This is a genomic window from Pseudomonas sp. WOUb67 (assembly GCF_050058005.1).
Taxonomy (GTDB): domain Bacteria; phylum Pseudomonadota; class Gammaproteobacteria; order Pseudomonadales; family Pseudomonadaceae; genus Aquipseudomonas; species Aquipseudomonas putida_R.
Genome location: NZ_CP170112.1, coordinates 5,129,149 through 5,154,862, shown reverse-complemented (window position 1 = coordinate 5,154,862; position 25,714 = coordinate 5,129,149). Strand labels below are relative to the sequence as shown.

The following is a 25,714-nucleotide window of genomic DNA, read 5'->3' as shown; positions in this document are numbered from 1 at the left end:
ACCCGTCCGGCGGCGGCCCGCAAGTGGCCGCCGTCAGGTTTTGCAGAGGATGTGGCATGGCTTCTTTGAACAAGTATGCGCCGTGGGCGTTGGCAATCACGCTCGCCCTGGGCGGCAGCTGCGGTATGGCCCAGGCGGCCTACGTCGATGTGCTGGACCTGCCGGCCGAGCCTAGTGCGCTAGCGGTGCACAGCGCCCTGCGCGATGTGGTGCGGGCCGGTGAGCGGCTGGTCGCGGTGGGGCCCCGTGGGCACATCGTGTATTCCGACAACCAGGGCCAGGACTGGCGCCAGGCCAGCGTACCGGTAAGCGCCGACCTCAACGCCCTGGCGTTCCCAACCCCGCAGGAGGGGTGGGCGGTCGGCAACGATGGTGTGGTGCTGCACAGCCGTGACGGCGGTGTGAACTGGGCCGTGCAGCTCGATGGCCGGAAGATCGGCGCGCTGGTCACGGCCCATTACCAGGCCTTGGCACAGGCCTACCCCGACGATGCGCAATGGCCGCAGTTCGTCGCCGAAGGCCAGCGCCTGGATAAGGAGGGTGCCGACAAGCCGTTTCTGGGTGTGTGGTTCACCGATGCCCGGCACGGCTATGTGGTGGGCGTGTTCAACCTGATCCTGCGCACCGACGACGGTGGCGAAAGCTGGGTGCCGATGCAGGACCGCACCGACAACCCGCAAGGCCTGCACCTCAATGCCATCCGGGCGGTTGGCGATGACCTTTACGTGGCCGGCGAGCAGGGCCTGCTGCTCAAGTGGAACGCCCGGCAGCAGCGCTTCCTCGCCCTGCCTGGCCCTTACCAGGGCACCTGGTTCGGCATTCTCGGCAAGCCCGGCGAAGTGCTTGCCTATGGCCTGCGTGGCCATGTGGCACGCAGCCTCGACGGCGGCCAGAGCTGGACCAAGGTCGACACCGGGCTGGGCCAGAGCATCACCGCCGCCAGCCTCGACAGCCAGGGTGACTACTGGCTGTTCAGCCAGGCCGGGCATGTGCTGCGCAGCCACGACGGCGGCCAGAGCTTCGCCCTGCAACCGCAGGTGCCGCTGGCACCCGTGGCGGCTGCCCTGCAGACCCGCGGCAACGGCACCGTGCTGGTAGGTGAGCGCGGTGTGCGCGTGCTGCCAGCCCGCTAAGACCCACAAGCATTCCAAGAGAGCCTCGTGATGGCCAACATCAAGCAAGACACCATGCCGGTGATCCGCGACCTGCGGGATTTCGATCCACGTTCCGGCAACCTGCTCGAACGCATGATCTTCAACTATCGCCCGCTGTTCATGCTGTTCATGGTGCTGGCCACGCTGGTGCTCGGGTATGTGGCTGTCACCCGCCTGGAGCTGCGGCCCAGCTTCGAGAAAATGATCCCGCAGAGCCAGCCCTACATCCAGAACTACCTGGACAACCGCAAGTCGCTGCGCGGCCTGGGCAACTCGGTGCGGGTAGTGGTGGAGAACACCCAGGGCGATATCTTCGACCCCGAATACCTGGACGTGCTGAAAAAGATCAACGACGAGCTGTTCCTTGCCCAGGGCGTCGACCGTGCCTGGATGAAGTCGTTGTGGAGCCCGGGGGTGCGCTGGACCGAGGTCACCGAAGAAGGCTTCCAGGGTGGCGCGGTGATGCCCGATGACTACCAGGGCAAGCCGGCCGACATCGAGCAGCTGCGCCAGAACATCAACCGTGCCGGCATTGTCGGCAGCCTGGTGGCGACCGACTTCAAGTCCAGCATGCTGGTGGTGCCGCTGCTCGACCACGACCTGGCCACCGGGCGCGGTATCGACTACCGGCAGTTCTCGCAGATGCTCGAACAGCAGTTGCGCGACAAGTACGAATACGGCGGCGACAGCAAGGCGCGCGCGTCCGGCAAGGAAGGCGAGGGCAAGTACAAGGTGCGGGTCATCGGGTTTGCCAAACTGATGGGCGACCTGATCGACGGCCTGATCCAGGTGATGATGTTCTTCGCCCTGGCGGTGGTCACCTCGCTGGTGATCATCTTCCTGTACACCCGCTGCGTGCGCAGTACCCTCCTGGTGGTGTTCTGCTCCCTGGCGGCGGTGGTGTGGCAGTTGGGTATTGTCGGCTGGCTGGGCTATGCCATCGACCCGTACTCGATCCTGGTGCCGTTCCTGATCTTCGCCATCGGCGTGTCGCACGCGGCGCAGAAGATGAACGGCATCATGCAGGACATCGGCCGTGGCACCCACAAGCTGGTGGCGGCGCGCTATACCTTCCGCCGCCTGTTCGTGGCCGGGGTCACGGCCCTGCTGGCTGATGCCGTGGGCTTTGCCGTGCTGATGCTGATCGACATTCCGGTGATCAAGGACCTGGCGATCACCGCGAGCATCGGCGTGGCGGTGCTGATCTTCACCTCGCTGCTGTTGATTCCGGTGTCGCTGTCTTACGTTGGCGTGGGCCGCAAGGCGTCCGAGCGTGCCTTGCGCATTGACCAGCGCGCCGCCGAGCACCGGGGCTTCGGCAAGCTGTGGGATGCCCTCGACCGCTTCACCACGCGCAAGTGGGCCACCGGCGCGGTGCTGGTGGCCACGCTGCTGGGCCTGGGCGGCTTCTGGGTGAGCCTGCAGCTGAAGATCGGCGACCTCGACAGTGGCGCGCCGGAGCTGCGCGCCGATTCGCGCTACAACCGCGACAACGCCTACATCACCAGCCACTACGCGCTGTCCAGCGACCTGTTCGCGGTGATGATCAAGACCCCGCCGGAAGGCTGCCTGAGCTACAAGACGCTGATTCTCGCCGACCGCCTGGCCTGGCAACTGCAGCAGTACCCCGGGGTGCAGACCACGGTGTCGCTGGTCAACGCCGTGCGCCAGATCATTGCGGGCTCCTTCGAAGGCAACCCGAAGATGAGCAGCCTGCAGCGCAACCAGGACATGCTCAACTACGCCGCCCAGCAGGCCTCGGTCAACGCCCCGGAGCTGTTCAACACCGATTGCTCGATGATGCCGGTGATCGCCTACCTCAAGGACCACAAGGCCCAGACCCTGGACGATGTGGTGGCCATTGCCGACCGCTTCGCCCGCGAGAACAGCAGCCCCGACCGGCAGTTTCTGCTGGCCGCCGGCAGCGCCGGTATCGAAGCCGCCACCAACATCGTGGTGCGCGAAGCCAACCGCACCATGCTGCTGTTCGTCTACCTGGCGGTCACGCTGTTCTGCCTGATCACCTTCCGCAGCTGGCGCGCCACCCTGGTGGCGCTGCTGCCTCTGGTGCTGACCTCGGTGCTGTGCGAGGCGCTGATGGTGGCCATGGGCATTGGCGTGAAAGTGGCCACCTTGCCAGTGATCGCCCTGGGCGTCGGCATCGGCGTGGACTACGCGCTGTACCTGCTCAGTGTGCAGCTGCACTACCAGCGCCAGGGCCGCACGCTGGGCGAGGCCTACCAGAACGCCGTGGCCTTCACCGGCCGGGTGGTCGGGCTGGTGGGTATCACCCTGGCCGCTGGCGTGGTCGCCTGGGCATGGTCGCCGATCAAGTTCCAGGCCGACATGGGCATCCTGCTGACCTTCATGTTCCTCTGGAACATGCTCGGCGCACTGCTGCTGATCCCGGCCCTGTCGCACTTCCTGCTGCCGGACAAGCGCTTTGTCGCGGCGGCCCCCACGGCCTGCGAAGCCGCACCACAGCCCCGTGACAGCACCCAGGTGCCGCGCGCGCAAGCGCGGGTGCAGGTGTAGTCAGCTTTTTAGTCGAATCGAACATGGAAACGGGAGCCAACGTCATGGCCAAGACAAAAATAATGCCGCCGGCAGCCGGCGCCTATGCCTACCCCTTGCTGATCAAACGCCTGCTGATGTCGGGTGTGCGGCACCAGCCGGACCAGCAGATCGTCTACGCCGACACGCTGCGCTACACCTACCGCGAGCTTGAGCAGCGGGTGCGGCGCCTGGCCAACGTGCTGCGCGCAGCCGGCGTGCAGGCCGGTGACACCGTCGCGCTGCTGGACTGGGACAGCCACCGTTCGCTGGAGTGCTTCTTCGCCGTGCCGATGCTTGGCGCGGTGCTGCACACGGTGAACATTCGCCTGTCGCCGGAGCAGGTGGCCTACACCATGAACCACGCCGGGGATGACCTGGTGCTGGTGCATGACGACTTTGTGCCGCTGCTTGAGCAGCTGCACGGCCAGTTGCGCACGGTCAAAGGCTACCTGCAACTGACGGACGGGGAGGCTGCGGCCACCTCGCTGCCGGTGCTTGGCGAGTACGAAGCGCTGCTGGGGGCAGCCAGCCCCGAGGCCGAGTTCGAGGACTTCGACGAGCAGTCAGTGGCCACGCTGTTCTACACCACCGGCACCACCGGCAACCCCAAGGGGGTGTACTTCTCGCACCGCCAGCTCGTGCTGCACACCCTGAACCAGTTGGGCACCTTCGCCGCCTACGACGGCCAGCCGTTGCTGCGTTCCAGCGACGTGTACATGCCGATCACCCCGATGTTCCATGTGCACGCCTGGGGCGTGCCCTACACGGCCACGATGCTGGGCATCAAGCAGGTGTATCCGGGCCGCTACGAGCCGGACAAGCTGGTGCGCCTGTACCGCGATGAAGGGGTGACATTCTCCCACTGCGTACCGACCTTGTTGCAGATGATGCTCGACAGCGAACAAAGCCGGCACACCGATTTCAGCCGCTGGAAGATCCTGCTCGGCGGCAGCGCGCTTACCCACGGCCTGGCGCGCCAGGCCAGCGAGCGCGGCATGCTGATCTTCAGCGGCTACGGCATGTCGGAAACCTGCCCGCTGCTGACCCTGACCCACCTGCGCGACGAAGACCTGGCCTTGCCCATGGGCGAGCAGGTGGCGCAGCGGATCAAGACCGGCGCCCCGGTGGCGATGGTCGACCTGCGCATCGTCGATGCGGCCGGCGTCGAGGTGGCCCACGACGGTGAGGCGCTGGGCGAGATCGTGGTGCGCTCGCCGTGGCTGACCCAGGGCTACCTGCACGAGCCGCAAATGGGTGTCGAACTGTGGCAGGACGGTTGGCTGCACACCGGCGACATGGGCTCGATCGACCGCCACGGGGTGCTGGAGATCAAGGACCGCATCAAGGACGTGATCAAGACCGGTGGTGAATGGATCAGCTCGCTGGCACTGGAAAACCTGATCAGCCAGCACGCGGCGGTCAATGCCGTGGCGGTGGTGGGCATTCCCGACGAGCACTGGGGCGAGCGGCCGATTGCGCTGGTGGTGTGCATGCCGGGTGACAGCCTCGACCAGGTAGGGCTCGAAGCGCACCTCAAGCAGTTTGTCGACAGTGGCCAGATCAACAAGTGGGCGATTCCGCGGCAGGTGCACTTCGTGGCGGACATCCCCAAGACCAGTGTCGGCAAGATCAACAAGAAGCTGATCCGCGAAATGCATTGCTGAAACCCAATAGCCGTCGGTCTGTACCGACACCTTTCCAACAATCACAAGATAAGGAACACCCCATGAACTTCCTTGATGGCCACCTGTTCACCGAGAACCAGCAGCCGTTGATCATCACCGCAGCGCCCTATGCGCCTTCCTGGGTGCCGTCCGACTTCCCTGAGGACATTCCGGTGACCATGGCCGAGCAGGTACAGAAGGCCGTGGACTGCTACAACGCCGGCGCCACGGTGCTCCACCTGCATGTGCGCGAGCTGGATGGCAAGGGCTCCAAGCGCCTGTCCAAGTTCAACGAGCTGATCGCCGGTGTGCGTGAAGCGGTACCGGAAATGATCATCCAGGTGGGTGGTTCGATCAGCTTTGCCCCGGAGACCGAAGGCGCTGCGGCCAAGTGGCTGAGCGACGACACCCGCCACATGCTGGCCGAGCTCGACCCCAAGCCCGATCAGGTCACGGTCACGGTCAACACCTCGCAGATGAACGTGGTGGAGCACTGGGGCTACCAGGATGTGCGCGGGACCTCGATGGAAGACCCGGCGGTGTATGAGGCCTACAAGGAAATGACCGTGCCCGCGCAGCCGGGCTGGGTCGAGGAGCACGTGCGCCGCCTTAGCGCCGCCGGTATCCAGAGCGCCTTCCAGTGCTACAACCTGAACAGCTTCGAGTCGGTCGAGCGCCTGATGCGCCGTGGCATCTACAAAGGCCCGTTGGTGATGAACTGGGTAGCCATCGGCGGCGGCATGGACGTGCCGAACATCTACAGCCTGGCCAACATCGTGCGGGCCGTGCCCGACGGGGCGGTGCTCACCGTGGAAAGCTCGATGCGCAACGTGCTGCCGATCAACATGATGGGCATCGCCATGGGCCTGCACGTGCGCTGCGGCATTGAAGACAACCTGTGGAACCAGGGGCAGACCGAGAAGATGTCCACGGTGCAGCAGATCGAGCAGCTGGTGCGCATTTCGCGCGAGTTCGGTCGGCCGATCGCCACGGCCAAAGAGGCTCGCGAAATCAGCAAGATCGGCGTGTTCTACGACACCGTCGAAGAAAGCCTGCAGGCCAATGGTTTCGCGCCAAACCGCAATGGCGGCCAGCAGGGTTTCTTGCGCAAGACGGCTGAAACCGCTGACGGCAACTGAGCATTCGTTGAAGAATCCTCAAAGACAGTTGCGCCTACAGGTATCGCATTAGCCTGAAGCCTGCACGGTACCTGTGGGAGCGGGCATGCCCGCGAAGAATCCAGCGGGGTGGATGGCACCGGCTGCGCCGGTGTTCGCGGGCTCGCCCGCTCCCACAATGAATCGCAGGGACATCCAAAGTTTGCGTAAGACAGTTGTTCCGACGGGCGCCGCGCAAGGCTGCAGCTGCCCGGCAACCTCAAATACTCAACCACAGTGCCAGGGCCGCCAAGGTCACCAGCAGCACTGGCACGGTCAGCAGTACGCCGACCTTGAAGTAATACCCCCAGCCGATCACCACCCCTTTGCGCGCCAGCACATGCAGCCACAGCAACGTGGCCAGGCTGCCGATCGGGGTGATTTTCGGGCCCAGGTCGCAGCCGATGACATTGGCGTAGATCATCGCCTCGCGCACCACGCCCTGGGTTTCGCTGGCATGGATCGACAAGGCGCCGATCAGCACACTGGGCAGGTTGTTCATCAGGGATGACAGCAGTGCCGCGATCAGCCCGGTGCCCAGCGTCGCCGCCCACAGCCCATGCCCGGCGAGCCAGTCCAGTACCCCGGCAAGGGCGTCGGTCAGGCCGGCATTGCGCAGCCCGTACACCACCAGGTACATCCCCAGCGAGAACACCACGATCTGCCACGGTGCTTCGCGCAGCACCCGGCGGGTTGAAATCACGTGGCCGCGGGCGGCCACTGCGAAGAGCACGGCGGCGCAGGCCGAGGCCACGGCGCTGACCGGAATGCCCAGCGGCTCCAGCACGAACAGCGCGGCCAGCAACACCACCAGGACCACCCAGCCCGCGCGGAACGTGGCGCGGTCGCGCACTGCCAGGGCAGGCAACTGCAAGTCGTCGGTGGCGTAGCGCAGCGGGATGTCGCGGCGAAAATACAGCCACAGCACCAGCAGGGTGGCCGCTACCGCCACCAGGTTCACCGGCACCATCACGGCGGCGTAGGCGTTGAAGCCGAGCCCGAAGTAGTCCGCCGACACGATGTTCACCAGGTTCGATACCACCAGCGGCAGGCTGGCGGTGTCGGCAATAAAACCGGCGCCCATCACGAAGGCCAGGGTTGCCGTGGGGGAAAAGCGCAGCGCCAGCAGCATCGACATGACGATGGGGGTGAGGATCAGTGCTGCGCCATCGTTGGCGAACAGCGCCGATACCGCTGCCCCCAGCAGCACCATGAAGGCAAACAGGCGGCGCCCGTCGCCATGGGCCCAACGCGCCACATGCAGCGCCGTCCAGGCGAAGAAACCGGCTTCGTCCAGCAACAGGCTGATGACGATCAGGGCGATGAAGGTGGCGGTGGCATTCCAGATGATTGCCCAGACGGTGGGGATATCGTGCAGTGACACCACGCCGCACAGCAGGGCCAGAACCGCACCGAGGGTGGCGCTCCAGCCAACGCCAAGGCCTTTGGGTTGCCAGATGACCAGGGTCAGGGTGAACAGGAAAATCAGCGTGGCTGGGAGCATGAACAGATGGCTCGGGTCAGGGGAAGGCAAGTGTAGCCAGTGCAGAAGGCAATTACTTCAGCATGGCCAGGATTCTGCGTGGGCGGGGATGCGGCGCTCTACCGCGCGGTTCAGCAAAGTTCAGTTACAAACATGTAAACTTCGTAAATAAGATTTACTCGCATTTGCAACTCCCTATATTTACCACCCCTGTTGGCCACCAGACTGTGTTTGCGGGCCGGTGGGCGAGGGCTCCCGGTTTCCGACAGGGATGTGCCGTTTCGCTCATGATTCGCAGGAGATGTACCCATGCAGTGCAGAACTTCACCCAACAGCCTGGCCCTGGCGTTCGTCGCGCTGGCGTCACCGGCCATGGTGGCCACCGCGGCCCAGGCCGAAGAGCAGCGCGCGGGTGAGGTGCTGGAAGTGCCGGTTGCCGATAACGCGCTGGTGATTCAGGACACCCTGATCACTGCCGAGCGCGAGGCGCGCCAGGCCTTGGGTTCGTCGATCATCACCGCCGACGACATCAAGCGCCACCCGCCGTCCAATGACCTGTCCGATATCATCCGCCGCGAGCCCGGCGTCAACCTGACCGGCAACAGCGCCAGCGGCGCACGCGGCAACAACCGGCAGATCGACCTGCGCGGCATGGGCCCGGAAAACACCCTGATCCTCATCGACGGTAAGCCTTCCAGTGCACGCAATGCCGTGCGTTATGGCTGGAACGGTGACCGTGATACCCGGGGTGAGACCAACTGGGTGCCGGCCGAAGCGGTCGAGCGCATCGAGATCCTGCGTGGCCCGGCGGCCGCACGCTACGGCTCTGGCGCCATGGGCGGGGTGGTCAACATCATCACCAAACGCCCTACCGACGAACTGAAAGGCAGCGTCAGCCTGTACACGCAGCTGCCCGAAGACAGCGCTGAAGGCGCCAGCCAGCGGGCCAACTTCAACCTCGGCGGGGGCCTCACCGATAACCTTGGCTTCCGCCTGTTCGGCGGCCTGGCCAAGACCGACGCCGACGACCTGGACATCAACGCCAGCCACGCCAACAGCGCCCTGGTGGCCGGTCGCGAGGGTGTGCGCAACAAGGACATCAACGGCCTGCTGAGCTGGAAGCTCAACGACGAGCACCGCTTCGAAGCCAGTGCGGGCTACAGCCGGCAAGGCAACATCTACGCTGGCGACACCATGAACAGCAACGGCGGCAGCGACGTCGCGCTGATTTCCAGCCTGTATGGCCACGAAACCAACGTCATGCAGCGCAGCACTTACGACCTGACCCACCTGGGTGACTTCACCTGGGGCACCAGCAAGACCACCCTGGCTTACGAATACGTGCGCAACTGGCGCCTCAACGAGGGCCTGGCCGGTGGCCCGGAAGGGGCGATCAACGACAGCGGCGCGGCGATGTCGCGGCTGCGCAACACGCGTTTGAACAGTGAGGTCAACTTGCCGTTCGCCGTGGGCAGCACTGAGCACGTGCTGACCCTGGGGGGCGAGTACCTGTACGAGTCGCTCAACGACCAGGGCTCGTTCCGCCCGCAAAGCTTCGACCCGAGTGGGTCGGGCAATGACGCGATCAGCGGGTTCGACCGCAGCAACTCGAAGATGACTGCCAGAAGTTACGCGTTGTTCGTCGAAGACAACATTGTCATCGGTGACACAACGGTGACGCCTGGCGTGCGTTTTGACCATCACGAGATGTTTGGCGACAACTTCAGCCCGAGCCTGAACCTGTCGCACAAGCTCACCGAGGCGCTGTCGGTCAAAGGCGGTATTGCTCGCGCCTACAAGGTGCCGAACCTTTACCAGTCCAACCCCAACTACCTGCTGTACAGCCGCGGCCAGGGCTGTAGCGTGGAGCAGACCAACTCCGGCGGCTGCTACCTGCAAGGTAACGCCGACCTCAAGCCAGAGATCAGCGTGAACAAGGAAATCGGCCTGCTGTACGACCGCGGCACCTGGCGTACCAGCGCGACCTACTTCCGCAATGACTACAAGAACAAGATCATCGGCGGTACCGATGTGCTCTATGCCATCAACAGCGGCCGCCGCGTGACCGAGTGGGAGAACGCCGGCGAGGCCCGGGTGGAAGGCATCGAAGGCAACTTCTTCATCGAATTGACGCCGACCCTGGACTGGAACACCAACCTGACCTGGATGCTCGACAACGACAACCGCGAGACCGGCGAGCCGCTGTCGGTGATCCCGGAGTACACGGTCAACACCACCCTGGACTGGCGCGCGACCGAGCAGCTGTCGTTCCAGGTGGCGGGCACCTACTTCGGCAAGCAGAAGTCGCCGACCTACAACTACCGCACCCAGGAAAACTACGACCAGGCCGCGCAGCAGGACGTCGAGGCCTATGGCTTGGTGGATCTGAGCGCCGGGTACAAGTTCAACGCCAACTACGACGTGCGGGTGGGGGTGAACAACGTGTTCGACAAGCAGATCCTGCGTGGCGGCAACGCCAGCAGTTCGGGGGCCAATACGTATAACCAGCCGGGCAGGGCGGTGTTTGCTGCGCTGAACATCAACTTCTGATCCAAGGGGCCGCTGTGCGGCCCATTCGCCGGCAAGCCAGCTCCCACAGAATCTGCACGGTCGTCGAGCCCTGTGCAGTCCCTGTGGGAGCTGGCTTGCCGGCGATTGGGCTGCGCAGCAGCCCTGGCCTCATCACTGGACTCAAGGAGCCCTCCGATGATCAAAGCTCCCGCCTGGCTACAGATCCTCTCCCGCAGCAGTGCCGCGTTGCTCGGCGGCTACGCCCTCAGCTACGCCGCCAGTGCCTGCCTGGCCCGCATCCTGCCGCTTTCTGCCGCCGATGCAGTCATCGTCGCAACCCTGCCGGCGTTCATGTTCTACACCGTCGCCATCCTCTGGGCCTTCGCCTGCCGTGATGCCCTGCGCGCCTGGGCGCCGCTGGCACTGGCCGCGCCCCTTGCCCTGATTGGCTTCTGGCCGCAGGTACTGGAGCGGCTGGCATGAAGAATACCTTCACCCAATCGATGGCCTGGCTGCACACCTGGGCCGGGCTGATCTTCGGCTGGCTGCTGTTCGCCATCTTCGTCACCGGCACCCTGGCGGTGTTCGACAAGGAACTCAACCACTGGATGCAGCCGGAAATCCCGGCCACCCAGGTGTCCCAGGCCGACGCTGCCCGGCGCGCTATCGATTATCTGCAGGCCCATGAACCGCAGGCTGGCAACTGGGGTATCAGCCTGCCGAGCGAACGTGCGCCCGGGCTGCGCGTTTCTACGGGCGAGCGCCGCCACGGCGGTGGCGTGCAGCTCGACCCGCGTACCGGCGAGGCCATCGAGGTGCGCGACAGCGTCGGCGGCAACTTCTTCTTCCGCTTCCACTTCACCCTCGACCTGCCACGCAACTGGGGCATTTTCGTGGTCGGTGCGCTGGCGCTGGTGATGCTTGCGGCACTGGTGACCGGCATCGTCATCCACAAGAAGATCTTCAAGGAGTTCTTCACCTTCCGGCCAAACAAGGGCCAGCGTTCGTGGCTGGATTTCCACAACGCCAGTGCGGTGCTGTTGCTGCCGTTCCACCTGATGATCACCTACACCGGCCTGGTGATCTTCATGCTCATCTACATTCCCGCCGGGGTCGATGCGCTGTTTGCCGGTGACACGCGCGCCTACTTCCAGGCCCAGGGCAACGCCCGCGTGGAACAGCCCCGGGGCCTGGCCAGGCAGCCGGCCGCGCTGGTGGATGTAGCACCGCTGCTGGCCCAGGCCGAGGCGCGGCTGGGGCCGATTGGCGGATTGAACATTCGCAACCCGAACACGGCAGCGGCGCGCGTTGAAATCCGCCCCGAGCTGGGCAATCGCATCGCACTGGCCAAGGGGCAGGCCATGGTCTTCGATGGCGTCAGCGGGCAACTGCTCAGCGACGTGCCTGAATGGCGCACGGTGCCTTTGACCCAGCGGGTCATGGTCGGCCTGCAATTCGCCCAGTTCGGTGGTTACCCGATGCGTTGGCTGTACTTCGTCTGCGGGCTGGTCAGCTGCCTGATGATCGCCAGCGGCCTGGTGCTGTTCTGCGTGAAACGCGGGCGCAAGTATGCCAGTGCCACTGCCGACGCGTCGGCACGGCGTTGGTACCGGGTGGCCGAGGTGTGCAACGTGGGCTTCATCAGCGGTTTGCTGCTGGCGTGCGTGGGGCTGCTGTGGGCCAGCCGCTTGTTGCCGGTGGAACTGGTACAGCGCGAGGGCTGGGAAGTACGTGCGTTCTTTGGTGTCTGGCTGCTGGCGCTGTTGCATGCGGGCGTCAGGCCGGCACGCCGCGCATGGGCCGAGCAACTGTGGCTGACGGCCTTGCTGTGCATCGGCCTGGGTGCGTTTGGCGGCCTCGAAGACGCCATGCGCCTGGGCGTAGCGGCCTGTGCGCTGGTGCTGGGCGTGTTGGTTGGGCTGGTGGCCTGGCGGGTGCGCCAAGCACAGCCGGTGCAGCAGAAGGCCCGGGCAGGGCGGCAGCAGGAGGCCGAGGCATGATGATGTGGATTGCAGGCGCAGTGCTGTTCGCGTATGCCGGTATGCTCGGGCTGTGCCAGGGGCTGGAGCGGCATTACAAACAGGTGTGGAATCGCACCTGCCCACGCGTGTGGCGTATCAGCCTGCGCAGTGCCGGTTGGTTGGCGTTGCTGGCCAGCCTTGTGCTGTGCGCCCAGGCCTGGGGCTGGGCCATGGGGCCGGTGGCCTGGTTTGGTGCGATGTCGTTGGCGGGGATGGTGCTGGTAATGTTGCTGCCGTACTGGCCGCGGCTGGCGGTGGGGTTGGTGGGAGCGCTGCCGGTATGGGGATTGGTGCAGGTGGTTACCCATCTATGACCTGAACGCGCCCACACGGGATACGCGTTTGTGCGGGCGGCGACATTGTTGCAGCCAAAAGCCTCGCAGCATGCTAAACCATGGGCCCCAGCCTGCTGCGAGAGAGACCCGGTGAAAGCCGTCCGCCTGACCCTGATCTGCCATGCCCTGACCCAGGCCCAGAAGACCGGGCGCCTGCACCGTGCAGAGGACGGCATCTTGCCGTTGACCCAACAACCTGACGCTATTGTGCCCGGCATGCAGGTGCTGACTGCGCCAGAGCGGCGGGCCTGCGAGACGGCGGCGTGGTTGTCAGAGAAGGTGGAGATCGAGCCGGCATTGGCCGATTGCGACCTGGGGCGTTGGCAGGGTTTGCCGCTGAAGCAGTTGCAAACCGAACAGCCGCAGGCGTTGGCAGACTGGCTGCAAGACCCGGCCAGTGCGATGCATGGTGGGGAGTCGTTCGCTGCTATATGCGAGCGTGTGGCCACCTGGCTGGCGGCTTTCGACACGCCGGGTGAGTGGCTGGCGGTGACTCACCCGATGGTCATGCGCGCCGTGCTGGTACAGGTGTTGGGCTGCCCGATGCAGGCCAGCCAGCGTATCGACGTGCTGCCGCTTTCGCGCCTTGAGCTGAGCTTTACCGGGCAGTGGCGCCTGCGCTTGGGCTGAGGATCAGAACGCCAGCTTGTAGCCGATCAGCAACAGCATCGCCGCCAGGCATGGACGCAGCACGCGGTCGGAGATGCGACCGGTGAGGTGGCTGCCCAGGTAAATGCCCGGCAGCGAGCCCAGCAGCAGGTAACCCAGCAGCGACCAGTCCATGTTGCCCATGCCGGCGTGGCCCAGGCCTGCTACCAGGGTGAGCGGCACGGCGTGAGCGATTTCGGTACCCACCAGGCGGCGCGTAACCAGAAACGGGTACAGCAGGAACAGCGCCACGGTACCCAGTGCGCCAGCACCGATGGAGGTAAGGGTGACCATTATCCCCAGCACCACGCCGGTGAGCACGGTGAGGGTGTTCAGGCTACGGTCGCTGAGGTGGTAGTGGTCACCGGCATGGCGGCTGGCAAAGGCCTGCAGGCGCGACTTGAACAGGATGGCCAGCGCGGTCAGGATCAGTACCACCGCCAGGCCCTGCTTGATGATGGCGTTGAGCGCCGAGGTGTCGGTGTGCAGGGTGCTGAGGAACCACAGCGTCAGCGCTGCGGCCGGCACGCTGCCCAGGCTGAGCAGGCCGGTGATCTTCCAGTCGATGTTCTTCTGGCGCGCATGCACCCAGACGCCACTGGCCTTGGTGATTGCCGCATAGAGCAGGTCGGTGCCGACGGCTGTCGCCGGGTTGATGCCAAACCACAACAGGATCGGGGTCATCAGCGAGCCGCCACCAACGCCGGTCATGCCGACGATGAAACCCACGACCAGGCCAGCAATGGTGAAACCGAAAGAACCTACATCCATACGCTACTCGACTGCCCATCTCTGCCCGTTATCGGATGCAGCCAGCATATAGATTTTTTTATAGCCAAATAGACTTGTTCGTTATTAGGTTATAACCGCGCAGCCCTTCAGCGATCGGTCATCACCACCATCACATGCGCGTCCCCACCATCCTCACTTTCCGACAGGTAGATGTGCCCCACCTGGCTGTCGAAGTATGCGGTTTCCTGCGGCCCGATGCTCACGGCTTCACCGGTTTCGAACTCGATACGCACGCGCCCGCTCAACACCAGGGCGAACTCTTGCCCGGGGTGGCGGATAAAGTCGTCGAACTGGCCCCGTTCGCGGGCGATGATGCGGGCATAGGCGGGGGTCATGCGTCGCTCGGGGAAGTCCCCGGCGATCGGGTGATAGTCGTAGGTGCCGGTGGAGTACCCCGCCGCTGCAGGTAACGAGTCGACCACCACGGTCACCGGCACCGGGGTGGTGACCGTACCGCTGGCGCGAAACAACTGGGCAATGTCGACATTCAACGCCCGTGCGGCGGCGGCCAGCTTCTCGTAGCTGACCGAGACTTGTGCCAGCTCCATCTTCGACAGGGTGGACACCGGCACGCCACTGGCTTCGGACAATTGCTTGAGGGTCATCTGGCGCGCCTTGCGCACCTGGCGCAGGCGCTGGCCGACTACAGTGCGGTCAAGCAGGGGTAGGGCAGCGGGCATTCAGGGCTCTCGGCATACGGCGTTGGTCGGGCATCTTACCTTGGACACTTGCGTATTTCTAAATTCTCATATATTAGAATTCTCATAAATGATAATTAGCCTGGCAGGAGCGCGCATGACCCCGACCTACGACACCCTGATCATCGGCGCCGGCATTGCCGGTGCGTCGCTGGGCTATCGCCTGGCTGGCCAGCAGCGCGTACTGTTGCTCGAGCGCGAGTCGCAGCCGGGTTACCATTCCACCGGGCGTTCGGCGGCCATGTTCATGGAGGCCTACGGCACCCCGCAGATCCAGGCACTGACCCGCGCCAGCCGGGCCTTCTACGAAAAGCCGCCGCAAGGCTTCTGCGAGCACCCGCTGCTGGAGCCGCGCGGCTGCCTGTATGTGGCCAGCGTGGAGCAGCGCGAGCTGCTTGAGCAGACCCACGCGCAGAACCTGGCCAATGGCACCGAAGTCAGCCTGCTTGACCGTGACGCCGCCCTGGCCCTGGTGCCCAGCCTGCGTGGCGAAATCCTGGCCGGCGCAGTGCTTGAACCGGGTGCGATGGACCTGGATGTTCACGCCTTGCACCAAGGCTTCTTGCGCGGTTATCGCGCTGCCGGCGGTGAGCTGCGCTGCAACGCCGAGCTGATCCAGGCCTGGTACCTGGACGGCCTGTGGCAGGTGGAACTGGGCGACGGCAGCCGGTTGCAGGCGCGCCAGCTGGTCAACGCCGCGGGCGCCTGGGCTGACCGCGTGGCCGAGCAGTGCGGCGTGGCGCGCATCGGGTTGCAACCTTGCCGGCGCAGCGCCTTCACCTTCCCCGGCCCTGCAGACCAGGACTTCGCCCGCTGGCCGGCAGTGATCGGCGTCGACGAAAGCTTCTACTTCAAACCCGACGCCGGCCAGTTGCTGGGGTCGCCAGCCAATGCCGACCCGGTCGAACCCCAGGACGCCGCGCCCGAAGAGCTCGACGTCGCCTTGGGCATCTACAACATCGAAGCCATGACCACCTTGGCGATCCGCCGCCCCAGCCACACCTGGGCCGGGCTGCGCTCGTTCGTCGCCGACGGTGACCTGGTGATCGGTTTCGATGCGCACGTCCCCGCGTTTTTCTGGCTGGCGGCGCAAGGTGGCTATGGCATCCAGTCCGCCGCCGGCGCCTCGCGCCTGGCCGCCGACCTGCTGCTTGGCCAACCCCTGTGCCCTGGTCTTGTCAGCCAGGGCGTGGCGCCCGAGCGCCTGTCCCCGGCCCGTTTCCAGCAACCTTGAAAGGAGCATCCCATGAGCAATGACATCCAGCGTTTCCCCAGCAGCCTGCCGTTCCCGTTTTCCCGTGCCGTGAAGGCCGGTGGTTTCCTGTTCCTCTCCGGCCAGGTGCCGATGAGTGCCAGCGGCGAAGTGGTGCGCGGTGATATCCAGACCCAGACCCGCGCCGCCTGCGAGCGCATCGCCGAAAGCCTGGCGGCGTGCGGCGGGCGTTTCGACCAAGTGGTAAAGGCCACGGTATGGCTGTCTGACATGAGCCACTTCGCCGGTTTCAACGAGGTCTACAAAGAGTTCTTCGGCGCGGCGCTGCCGGTGCGTTCGACCGTGGCCTCGGCCTTGGCGCTGGGGGTGGATGTGGAGATTGAAGTGCAGGCGTTTGTCGGCGACGAGTAACCAAACACAGAGCTTTTGTAGGAGCAGCCTTGCGCTGCGAAGAGGCCGGTAAGGTCGTTGCAAGTGCTTTGGCTTTACTGGCCTCTTCGCAGCGCAAGGCTGCTCCTATGTATGGACTCGCCCACACTGTCTAGCTGCTTTTGAACATAGGAGCCCGGTTGCATCTATGTATCAGGCCTATTCGAGGAAGCTTTTCGCTTCTGGCCAACATCGTGGTGAGCTCGCAGCGTGCCGTTTACATTGAGGCCAGTACATCAGGCCTGTAGGAGCGGAGGCATCTGTCTGCGACGGTCTTACCAAAGGTCAATGTTCACTAGCAGGGGTTGGAGCGCTCGGCGCCCCGGTGGCATTGCTCGGTTGGTCAGAGGCTCATAGCAGCCTCCGAGTTGTTGTTCGGTTTGCGTTGGTAAACCTGATTGCTCTGTAACAGGGCCCAGATAATGCGCAGATTTCGATTAGCCAGCCTGATCGCCGCCTCCTTGCGCCCAAGGCGGGACAGCCAGCGCAAGAGGCGGCGATCGTCTGGCTGATCGGAATCAGGCCTCAGCTGACTCAAGACAGCATGCGCGCCTTGGATCATCAGGCTGCGTATGTAGCCGTCACCTCGCTTGCTCATCCTGCCCAGTCTGATTTTGTTTCCGCTGCTGTGCTGGTCGGGCACGATACCGAAGAAAGCAGAATACATTCGGCCACTGGCGAAGCGGCTGGGCTCCGTCTGTTTCGCCACGATTGCCGTGGCAATGATTGGGCCGACGCCACGAATGGTGGTCAGCCGCTGTGCGACCTCATCTTCCTGGGCTGTTGCTTCGAGCCGCCTACTCAGCACCGCAATGCGCTCACCTAGATAGAGCCAGTCAGCCAGCAGCTCATCGAGCAACTCGCGCAACAAATCAGGCAGGGGCAAGGTGGCATCCTCAAGAGCTCGCGGTACATGCGCACTGATCGCGGCATCGCCTTGGGGCATCGACACGCCATGCTCAAGCAGCAAGCCACGTATCTGATTGCCCAGTGCTGTATGCCGCTTGATGCTGCCGCGTCGGACACGGTGCAACGCTTGAATTGCCAATGCTGTGGTGCTCTTGATCGGTATCGAGGCAATGCTGGTATCGCGACCGGCACGCAAAATGGCATGGGCGTCGTTTCGGTCGTTCTTCGCGCCGCTGCGGTGTTCGGCCACTCGTTGCGCAGGCAGGATGCGAACCGGATTACCTTGGGTCTGCAGCAGCCTGGCCCAGGCTTGTGCACCTGGACCGCATTCCATCAAGACGGTCACTGTCGCTGGCAGCTTGAGCAGGAAATCATGGAAAGCCTGCCGTGATTTGATGCGATCTTCGTAGATCACCCGACCGGCAGCATCCTCGCCTGCTAACTGGAAGACCTGTTTGGCCAGGTCTACGCAGATGGTTGTGCAAAGCTCCACATCAGTGGAAGACAGGGGATCGTGCTTCGAACTATGCTTTTTCATGGTCTCGCCCTCGCTGCCGTTGGCTTCTTTGAACGCCACCGTGGCACTGTGATGCCTCGGCGGGGGCGAGTCCATCGATTACAAGAGATATGCAGTGGCAGTAAGACAACAACAATAAATCCAGAGGTTCACATGCAAGAGCAGCTGAAGATTGCCGGTGCATTTGTCGGCGTGATCGTGGGGGCGGGGTTCGCTTCGGGGCGGGAACTGTTGTTGTTCTTTGTCGATTTCGGCATGTGGGGGCTGGTCGGGGCGATGGTCAGCGCCGCCCTGTTCACCTTCCTTGGCATGGCCTTGGCGGCGTTGGGCAACCGCCAGCAGGCCACCTCGCACAAGGATGTGATCCAGGCCATCTGCGGCCGCCACCTGGGCCTGTTCGTCGACTGGCTGATCACCTTTTTCATGTTCGCCGTCACCGTGGTCATGCTGGCCGGCGGGGGCGCGCTGCTGGAGCAGCAGTTCGGCATTCCGGCACTGACCGGCAGCGTGCTGGTAACGCTGGTGGTGGTGGGCATCGTGTGCCTGGACGTACGCAAGGTGATCCTGGCCATTGGCGCCATCACCCCACTGTTGATCCTGGTGGCGTCGGCAATCGCGTTGTACGCCGTGTTCACCCGCGAGCAGAGCTTCGCCGCCCTCGATCACCTGGCCAGCCAGCAGCAGGCCGGCACCCGCCACTGGCTGCTGGGCGCGTTCTTGTATGTGTCTTACAACATCGTGGCCGGCGCGCCGATCCTGGCCATTCTGGGCGGTTCGGCCAAGGGCGAAAAAACCGCCATGTGGGGTGGCCTGCTCGGTGGCGCGGCGCTGGGCGGCCTGATGCTGGTGATGAGTGCCGGGCTCTTGTCGCGCCTGGACAGCGTGGCCGACTTGCCCATGCCGATGCTGTCGATTGCCAACGAGGTGTCGCCTTTGCTGGGGCTGGTGATGTGCCTGATCATTTTCGGCATGATCGTCAACACCGCGGTGGGTACGTTGTTCTCGTTCCTTTCGCGGCTGCTGCCGGCGGGCACGGCGAAGTTCCGCTGGGGCTCGGTGGTTACCGGGGTGGTGGCGTTTGGTTGCAGCCTGGTCGGGTTCATCAGTCTGGTGGGCGAGGTGTACCCGTTCTTTGGCTACCTGGGGTTCGTGCTGATGGCGGCCGTATTGCTGGCCTGGGTACGGCGGGGCAGGGCCGTTAAAGCAGCGGTGGCATAAGGGGCTGCTGCGCAGCCCAATCGCCGGCAAGCCAGCTCCCACAGGTACTGCACAGGCCTTGCGGTCGGCGCGGTCAAGTGGGAGCTGGCTTGCCGGCGATTGGGCCGGTACAGGCGACAACAAGCATTGGCCGTTGCCGCCTGAATCCAGCGGTTAGATCCTGAAGCTGCCCACCAGCTGCTTCAGGCGCCCGGCCTGCTGGGCCAGCTGGTCGCAATGGCGCAGGGTGTCGTTGAGGTTCTCCACCCCCTGCTGGTTCAGGGCGTTGATCTGGGTGATGTCCAGGTTGAGGCTCTCGACCACGGCAGTCTGTTCTTCGGTAGCGGTAGCCACCGACTGGTTCATGCCATCGATTTCACCAATGCGCTGGGTCACGCTGGCCAGGCGCACACCGGCCTGGTTGGCCACTTGCACGGTCTGCTCGCTGGAGACCTGGCTGGTGTTCATGGTGTGCACCGCTTCGCGCGAGCCTACTTGCAGGCTGGTGATCATGCGGTGAATCTCTTCCGCCGATTCCTGGGTGCGGTGCGCCAGGTTGCGCACTTCATCGGCCACCACGGCAAAGCCACGGCCGGCTTCCCCGGCACGGGCCGCCTCGATGGCGGCGTTCAGGGCCAGCAGGTTGGTCTGCTGCGAGATGCCCTTGATCACATCAAGGATCTTGCCGATCTCATCAGTGCTGGCATTGAGCGTTTCGATCTGCGCGCAGGACTCGCTGATGCGCTGCGACAGGGCGGTCATGGCGCTGATCGCTTCCTCGACCACTTCACGGCCACCGTGGGCCTGCTCGCTGGCGCCGCTGGCGTGCTGCGAGGCATCGGCGGCGTTGCGGGCGATTTCCTGGGTGGCGGCACCCAGTTCGTTGATGGCCGCGGCCACGCTGTTGGTGCGCATGCTCTGTTCTTCAGAACCGCTGATCGAGGCGTTGGACGCGCTGACCACTTTCTCCGACAGGTCATGCACCAGGCGGGTGGCCGAGGACACTTCGCTGATCGAGGCATGAATGCGTTCGACAAAGCGGTTGAACGAGGTGGCCAGCTCGCCGAACTCGTCCTTGTTCTGCACGGTCAGGCGGCGGGTAAGGTCACCTTCACCCTCGGCGATGTCGCGCATGGCACGGCCCATGGTGGTCAACGGGCTCATCAGCACCGGGATCAGCAGGCCGAGCAGGCCGGCGATGGCCGCCACGGCAATCAGCATGGCGATGATCGCCGAGGTGCGGAACTGGCTGAGCGCGGCGTAAGCCTTGTCCTTATCGATCGACAAGCCGATGAACCACTGCGCCGAAGGCAGGCCGGCCACCGGGGCGAAGGAGATGATGCGCTCCTGGCCGTTGAGGGTGACATCCTGCATGCCGGCGGCAACCCGCAGGTTGCTGCCGGGGTAGATGTCCTTGAGGTTTTTCATCACCTGATCTTTGTCGGGGCTGACGATGACCTGGCCATTGGCGTCGGCCAGGAAGGCATGGCCGATGCCGCCGAAATCGACCGAGTTGATGATTTCGACCAGGGTGTCGAGGGTCACGTCACCACCGACCACACCCAGCAGTTCGCCATTGCTCTTGCTCTTCACCGGGGTGGCGATGGTCACCATCAGGCCACCGACCGCGCCTTGGTACGGGGCTGTCAGTACGGTTTGCCCGGCGCTGGCGGCGGCGCCATACCACGGGCGCTGGCGGGGGTCGTAACCGGCAGGCATCTGGGTGTCCGGGCGCTGGGTGAACACCCCGTTGGCCTGGCCCAGGTAGGTGAACAGGAAATTGCGCGTGTAGGAAGGCTGCTCGATCAGCCCGGCCAGGGTCTCGCCGGCACCTTGCTGACCGATGTCCTGGGCCAGGTTTTCCAGCACCAGGATGCGCCCGCTCATCCAGTTTTGCACGCTGCTGGCGGTCAGTGCACCGGACTGCTGCACCGAGGCTTCGATGTTCTGGCGAATAGTGTTGCGTTGCAGGTAGTCGTTGTAGAGCGTGAACAGGGCAAATGCCAGGACCACGACGCCGCAGGCGCTGAGCAGGATCTTGTGGCGAAATTTCAGGTTCATGTTTCGAGACCTTGAGCCAATGAGGGGAGGTCGCAGCGCGCTCATGACGCATTGCGGGGCCTATCGACCGGGATATCGGCTCAAGGGGTAAAAGATTGAAGCGCTTACAGAAAATTCTTACGGCTGTTTCGACAGACGGCAATCAATGGCTGCCGAGTTGCTCGATCAACAGCCGTGCGGCTTGCTGTAGCGGCTGCTGTTTGCGCCACAAGACGTGTACCGGCAACTGCAGTTCGTTGCGGGTATTGCGAAAATCCAGGCGTACCAAACGCCCGCTTGCCAGTAGCGGCGCGACCCGCGACAGCGGCAGGTCGCCCCAGCCCAGGCCGGCTTCGACCATCTGCAACGCCAGGTCGAAGCTGTCGGTGGACCAATGCGTTGCGCCGATCAGCGGGCGCGGGTCGGCCAGCGGCAGGTCGCGGCTGCGTACCAGAATCTGGCGCACCCGGGTCAGGTCTTCGAGGTAGTGGATGCGCCCCTCGCGCAAGGCTGGGTGGGTGGGCGACAGGGTCGCCACCAGCGACTCCATGCCGATGTGCTGGAAGCCTCGCCGTGCATCGACCTGCAGGCCGGCAAAGGCCACACAGAGGTCGGCCCGACCACTGTCCAGCAGATGCAGGGCTTCTTCCTGTGGGGCGCTGAGCAGGGCGATGTCCAGCAACGGGTGGCGCTCGCCGAGGCTGGCGATGGCGGCCAGCAACGGGCGGTGGTCGATGTCAGGCACAACGGCCACGCTCAGGCTGCTTTCCAGCCCCTGGGACAGCTCCAGGGCATGCACCTGCAGCAGCCCCAGTTGCTCGGCAATCAGCCTGGCGTGTGGCTCCAGGGCCAAGGCCTTTGCGGTAGGCCGAACCTCGCGTGAGCCGCGTTCGAACAGGCTGTAGCCCAACTCTGCCTCCAGGTTGCCGATGGCCATGCTCACGGCCGAAGGCACCCGCTGCAGGGCGCGTGCGGCGGCGGAAAACGAGCCGCGATCGAGCACGGCAAGAAACAGCTGGATGTTGTCGCTGGAAAAGTTCATGGCAGCCTCCTGTCAGTAGATCTGACAGCTGCTGACTTTTGCTGTCAAGCACGATGAAGCATGATCGCGCCCCATCGCTATTGTCATTGGAGGTAACCCCGGGTGCAGGGACTGAAACGCAAACTGGTCTACGTGACTTTCTATGAACTGATCGGGCTGTGCATGTCGACCCTCGGGCTGGCCTACCTGTCGGACACCCAGGCGTCGCATACCGGGCCGCTGGCGGTCATGATCACCACCATCGCCATGCTCTGGAACCTGGTCTACAACACCCTGTTCGAACGCTGGGAGAGCCGCCAGGCCACGCGTGGGCGCAGCGTGGGGCGCCGAGTGGCGCATGCCATCGGCTTCCAGCTGACCCTGGTGGTGTACCTGATCCCGTTGATTGCCTGGTGGCTGGACATGACGCTGGCTGAAGCGCTGTTGGTGGACATGGCGTTCATCATTCTGGTGCCGTGCTACACCTTTGCCTACAACTGGGCGTTTGACCGGGTGTTTGGGCTGCCTCGCTCGGCCATGGCTACCGCTTGATGTAACTTGTCCCGGCCTCTTCGCAGCACAAGGCTGCTCCTACAGGGATCGCACAACCTTCAGGCGGGTGCGGCCCCTGTAGGAGCAGCCTTGCGCTGCGAAGAGGCCGGCACAGAAAAACGCCTAAGGCGGCAAGCGGATGATCAAAGGTTCTTGCTGCTGCTTCACCTGCTGCTCCACCGGCCGTGGCATGCTGGCCAGCAAGCTGTCCTCAACCTGCCCCGACAGGTAATACACCCCCGCCATGGCCCCGCTCTGGCGGTTCTCCATCAACTCCTGCCATTCCTGGTTCAGTGCCACGTTGAGAATCACCCGCAACTGCTCGACCATCTGCGGCTGTTCGCGGTCATGGGTCATCATGCCGTAGCCGGCCGCGGCGATCGAAATCATGGCCCCTGCCACTTTGCCGACGGCCGATGCCACGGCGCTGGCGATACCGCGTGGGGCCAGGGTAGCGCCGAGCTTGTCGCTCGCCTGGGTGGCCACCGAATTCAGCCCGACATCGGTCCTTCCGGGGCCTTTGCTGGCCAGTTGGTGAAGGTGCTGGCGCATGGCTTGCCAGGCCGGCTGCTGGTCCAGCGGCTTGGCCCGGAGCAGTTGATACAGGCTGGCATTGCGCGCATCCGGTGGCCCTAGGGCGATGGCGGGGATGCGGTTGAGGCGCTGGCTGATTTGCTCAGGCGGCGCGTTGTAGCGGCTGATGATGGCTGGCAGTTGCTGGCCGAACAGCTGCAGGTACAGCTCGCAGGCCCTGTCGCGGATGCCCTCGGGGTTGATCTGTTCGGCCACCGGCTCGATCACCCGCTCGTGGTATTGTTCCTGCAGGTACAGGGCCAGGCGCTTTTCCGCAGGCTCCCGGCCTTTGCCACTGTCCAGTTTGTACCAGGCCACCTTGAGGGTCAGCCACTGCTGGGTCCAGTAGCCGGTGAACCAGGGGATGAAGTCACTTTCGGTACGCTGTTGTACCTGCTCCCGCCATACCCGCATGGAGCGCCGGGCATAGTCGTTGGCCGAACCGGCGGCGCCGACCGAGGCATCGATCAGTTCCTGGTCGATGCGTTGCCAGGTGGCAGGGGTAAGTACTGCTGGCGGTGGCGGGGCAGGTGGGCGTTTGCCTGCGCAACCGGCGAGCGCCAGCAGAAGGCACAGCAACAGAGGGATTCGAGAGCTCACGCAACCGCCTCCCTGGTAGAGGCTGGGGTGGTTCTCGCAGTATAGGGTGGGGGGCGAGCTGCTGCCGTGCAGCCCATCGCCCGGTCAGCACCGACATAAATGCCTGTGTGGACGCGGTCTCTGTGGGAGCGGGCTTGCCCGCGAACACGGGCAAAGCCCGTGCCATCCACCGCGACAGCTTCTTCGCGGGCAAGCCCGCTCCCACAGGGGTGCGCCGTTTTATTTCAGGTCGAGCTTTTCTTCCAGGCGGTCCAGGTGCTTGTGCATCAGCCCAAGCGCCGCCTCGGCATCGCCTTGCTCCACGGCATCGATGATCGCCGCATGTTCCTGCCAGGCGCAGTGGTCGCAGCACGGCGATTCGTAGCGGGCGATGATCAGCGAAGTCATTGGCACCAGGCCATTGAGAAACCGCGCCAGTGGCGCATTGGCTGCTACCTGCGCCAGTTTCAGGTGAAACTCGCCGCCCAGGCGGATCGCTGCGCACCGTTCGCCGCTTTCATGGTGCTGGCGTTCGCGCTCCACCAGTTGCCGCAGCTGGCGCACCTGCGCCGGCCGGGCGCGTTGGGCGGCGAGGGTGATCAGCGTGGTTTCGGCCAGGTGCCGGGCACTGAGTACCTGGCGCGCCTGGTCCGGGTCGGGCGCGGCCAGGTGCGCGGTGTGGCTGGGGCGCTGCACCACCACCTGCTGGTCGGACAGGCGCCCAAGCACACGCCGAATCACGGTGCGGCTGACACCAAAGGCATGGCCCAGCGCCTGCTCGGGCAACAGGGCACCCGGTGGCAGGCGCTGTTCGAGAATGGCGTCGAACAGCCGAGGGTAGATCTGCTCGGCCGACAGGCGGGTTTCGCCAGCAGCCAGCAGGGCTGGCAGGTGGGGGGCGGCGTTCATGGTCGCTCTCCTGGGGTCATGGGCGCGGGTGGTCGTCCGGGATGTTCAACGGGATGCCCATGCGCTGGCCTTCGGCCAGAATGTGCTGGCGCATCTGGGCGCTGGCCTGGGCACTGTTGCGTTCGCGAATGGCGCGTACCACGGCTTCGTTTTCCTTGAGCCGCGCGGCCAGGTGTTCGGGCGAATTGCGCAGCATGTCGGCACTTTGCTTCAAGGCATTGCCGGTCTGCTGCACCACGCTCTGGAAGATCGGGTTGGTGGTGAGGGTGAACAACGCCTCATGGAAGGCGATGTAGGCTTTTACCCCGGCTTCGCTGTCATCGGCCTCCAGCGCTTCACGCATGTCCATCAGGGTGAGGCGCAACTGGCCGACGTCCTGGCTGTTGGCCGACTGCGCCACCAGCCCGACGATGAACGGTTCGAGGGTGTAGCGCAGCTCCAGTACATCGGCCAGGCTGGCCGCGGCGCTGGTGTCCATGCCCGGTTCCTGGGTCACGGCGTCGGCATCCAGCACCAGTACGCCCTTGCCCGGCAGCGAGCGCACCAGGCCCAGGGTTTCCAGTACGGTCACCGCTTCGCGCAGGCTTGGGCGGCTGATGCCCAGCTGTTCGGCCAGCTCACGCTGGCCCGGCAGCATGTCGCCGGTGCGCCATTGGCCCCGGGCCAGGGCCTGGCGCAGTTTTTCCACCACTGAGGTGACGACGGTCGATGAGCTGATCACGGTTCGCTCCTGCAAGGGCCGGCGTCATCGCCGGC

22 protein-coding genes are annotated in these 25,714 nt (G+C 64.4%); 13 read left to right on the top strand and 9 right to left on the bottom strand.

What is annotated here, in order from left to right; genetic code table 11:
• The first annotated feature begins 56 nt into the window (after positions 1-56).
• The 4 genes from ABOC32_RS22870 (at position 57) to ABOC32_RS22855 (ending at position 6,513) form a co-directional block, all read left to right on the top strand.
• Positions 57-1,133: a WD40/YVTN/BNR-like repeat-containing protein gene (locus tag ABOC32_RS22870; RefSeq protein ID WP_426808979.1), complete on the top strand. Its 1,077-nt coding sequence runs from the start codon at positions 57-59 to the stop codon at positions 1,131-1,133.
• A gap of 30 nt (positions 1,134-1,163) precedes the next feature.
• Positions 1,164-3,689 carry an efflux RND transporter permease subunit gene (locus tag ABOC32_RS22865; RefSeq protein WP_426808978.1) on the top strand — a complete coding sequence of 842 codons (2,526 nt, stop codon included), beginning with the start codon at positions 1,164-1,166 and terminating at the stop codon, positions 3,687-3,689.
• A gap of 44 nt (positions 3,690-3,733) precedes the next feature.
• Positions 3,734-5,374 (top strand): fatty acid--CoA ligase, encoded by a 1,641-nt coding sequence (locus ABOC32_RS22860; RefSeq protein ID WP_426808977.1) that lies wholly within the window; start codon positions 3,734-3,736, stop codon positions 5,372-5,374.
• 62 nt (positions 5,375-5,436) lie between these two features.
• Complete coding sequence (locus ABOC32_RS22855; protein WP_086977823.1) at positions 5,437-6,513, top strand: 3-keto-5-aminohexanoate cleavage protein; 1,077 nt, start codon at positions 5,437-5,439, stop codon at positions 6,511-6,513.
• Between the two features lie 238 nt (positions 6,514-6,751).
• Here ABOC32_RS22855 and ABOC32_RS22850 read toward each other — a convergent pair whose 3' ends face one another.
• Positions 6,752-8,035 carry an arsenic transporter gene (locus ABOC32_RS22850; RefSeq protein ID WP_426808976.1) on the bottom strand — a complete coding sequence of 428 codons (1,284 nt, stop codon included), beginning with the start codon at positions 8,033-8,035 and terminating at the stop codon, positions 6,752-6,754.
• Between the two features lie 288 nt (positions 8,036-8,323).
• Here ABOC32_RS22850 and ABOC32_RS22845 point away from each other — a divergent pair, with 288 nt between their 5' ends.
• The 5 genes from ABOC32_RS22845 (at position 8,324) to ABOC32_RS22825 (ending at position 13,511) form a co-directional block, all read left to right on the top strand.
• Positions 8,324-10,564, top strand: coding sequence for a TonB-dependent siderophore receptor (locus ABOC32_RS22845; RefSeq protein ID WP_426808975.1), 2,241 nt, complete (start codon positions 8,324-8,326; stop codon positions 10,562-10,564).
• A 156-nt stretch (positions 10,565-10,720) separates the two neighbouring features.
• Positions 10,721-11,008, top strand: a complete 288-nt coding sequence (locus tag ABOC32_RS22840) for an iron transporter (protein ID WP_426808974.1) — start codon at positions 10,721-10,723, stop codon at positions 11,006-11,008.
• Positions 11,005-12,525, top strand: a complete 1,521-nt coding sequence (locus ABOC32_RS22835; RefSeq protein WP_426808973.1) for a PepSY-associated TM helix domain-containing protein — start codon at positions 11,005-11,007, stop codon at positions 12,523-12,525. Before ABOC32_RS22840 ends, ABOC32_RS22835 begins: the two co-directional genes overlap by 4 nt.
• Complete coding sequence (locus tag ABOC32_RS22830; RefSeq protein WP_426808972.1) at positions 12,522-12,860, top strand: DUF3325 domain-containing protein; 339 nt, start codon at positions 12,522-12,524, stop codon at positions 12,858-12,860. The genes ABOC32_RS22835 and ABOC32_RS22830 overlap by 4 nt, the downstream gene beginning before the upstream one ends.
• A 111-nt stretch (positions 12,861-12,971) precedes the next feature.
• A complete protein-coding gene (locus ABOC32_RS22825; protein ID WP_426808971.1) occupies positions 12,972-13,511 on the top strand; it encodes a histidine phosphatase family protein in 540 nt (179 codons plus the stop codon).
• Positions 13,512-13,514: 3 nt separating this feature from the next.
• Here the strand turns inward: ABOC32_RS22825 and ABOC32_RS22820 are convergent, their stop codons facing one another.
• Both ABOC32_RS22820 and ABOC32_RS22815 read right to left on the bottom strand, forming a co-directional pair.
• Positions 13,515-14,300, bottom strand: a complete 786-nt coding sequence (locus tag ABOC32_RS22820) for a sulfite exporter TauE/SafE family protein (protein WP_426808970.1) — start codon at positions 14,298-14,300, stop codon at positions 13,515-13,517.
• A gap of 107 nt (positions 14,301-14,407) precedes the next feature.
• On the bottom strand, positions 14,408-15,001 hold the full coding sequence (locus ABOC32_RS22815; protein ID WP_234225938.1) for an XRE family transcriptional regulator: 594 nt from the start codon (positions 14,999-15,001) through the stop codon (positions 14,408-14,410).
• A 115-nt stretch (positions 15,002-15,116) separates the two neighbouring features.
• Here ABOC32_RS22815 and ABOC32_RS22810 point away from each other — a divergent pair, with 115 nt between their 5' ends.
• Positions 15,117-16,253 carry an NAD(P)/FAD-dependent oxidoreductase gene (locus ABOC32_RS22810; protein ID WP_426808969.1) on the top strand — a complete coding sequence of 379 codons (1,137 nt, stop codon included), beginning with the start codon at positions 15,117-15,119 and terminating at the stop codon, positions 16,251-16,253.
• Positions 16,254-16,265: 12 nt separating this feature from the next.
• A complete protein-coding gene (locus tag ABOC32_RS22805; protein WP_426808968.1) occupies positions 16,266-16,643 on the top strand; it encodes a RidA family protein in 378 nt (125 codons plus the stop codon).
• A 361-nt stretch (positions 16,644-17,004) separates the two neighbouring features.
• Here ABOC32_RS22805 and ABOC32_RS22800 read toward each other — a convergent pair whose 3' ends face one another.
• Positions 17,005-18,063, bottom strand: coding sequence for an IS110 family transposase (locus tag ABOC32_RS22800; protein ID WP_426811631.1), 1,059 nt, complete (start codon positions 18,061-18,063; stop codon positions 17,005-17,007).
• A 177-nt stretch (positions 18,064-18,240) separates the two neighbouring features.
• Between ABOC32_RS22800 and ABOC32_RS22795 the strand changes: the two genes are divergently transcribed.
• Complete coding sequence (locus ABOC32_RS22795; protein ID WP_426808967.1) at positions 18,241-19,305, top strand: YkvI family membrane protein; 1,065 nt, start codon at positions 18,241-18,243, stop codon at positions 19,303-19,305.
• A 153-nt stretch (positions 19,306-19,458) separates the two neighbouring features.
• Here the strand turns inward: ABOC32_RS22795 and mcpA are convergent, their stop codons facing one another.
• Together mcpA and ABOC32_RS22785 are read right to left on the bottom strand one after the other, a co-directional pair.
• A complete protein-coding gene (gene mcpA / locus ABOC32_RS22790; RefSeq protein ID WP_426808966.1) occupies positions 19,459-21,345 on the bottom strand; it encodes a methyl-accepting chemotaxis protein McpA in 1,887 nt (628 codons plus the stop codon).
• Positions 21,346-21,487: 142 nt separating this feature from the next.
• Positions 21,488-22,366 carry a LysR family transcriptional regulator gene (locus ABOC32_RS22785; RefSeq protein WP_426808965.1) on the bottom strand — a complete coding sequence of 293 codons (879 nt, stop codon included), beginning with the start codon at positions 22,364-22,366 and terminating at the stop codon, positions 21,488-21,490.
• A 102-nt stretch (positions 22,367-22,468) separates the two neighbouring features.
• On the opposite strand from ABOC32_RS22785, the gene ABOC32_RS22780 reads away from it, so the two are divergent.
• Complete coding sequence (locus ABOC32_RS22780; RefSeq protein ID WP_426808964.1) at positions 22,469-22,897, top strand: PACE efflux transporter; 429 nt, start codon at positions 22,469-22,471, stop codon at positions 22,895-22,897.
• A gap of 123 nt (positions 22,898-23,020) precedes the next feature.
• Here ABOC32_RS22780 and ABOC32_RS22775 read toward each other — a convergent pair whose 3' ends face one another.
• The 3 genes from ABOC32_RS22775 to ABOC32_RS22765 all read right to left on the bottom strand — a co-directional run bounded on the left by ABOC32_RS22775 (position 23,021) and on the right by ABOC32_RS22765 (position 25,679).
• Positions 23,021-24,070, bottom strand: a complete 1,050-nt coding sequence (locus ABOC32_RS22775) for a hypothetical protein (protein WP_426808963.1) — start codon at positions 24,068-24,070, stop codon at positions 23,021-23,023.
• A 219-nt stretch (positions 24,071-24,289) separates the two neighbouring features.
• The gene (locus ABOC32_RS22770) at positions 24,290-24,958 is read right to left on the bottom strand and encodes a GntR family transcriptional regulator (protein ID WP_426808962.1); all 669 of its coding nucleotides are present in this window, start codon (positions 24,956-24,958) and stop codon (positions 24,290-24,292) included.
• Between the two features lie 16 nt (positions 24,959-24,974).
• On the bottom strand, positions 24,975-25,679 hold the full coding sequence (locus ABOC32_RS22765; protein WP_086977807.1) for a FadR/GntR family transcriptional regulator: 705 nt from the start codon (positions 25,677-25,679) through the stop codon (positions 24,975-24,977).
• Between the last annotated feature and the right edge of the window lie 35 nt (positions 25,680-25,714).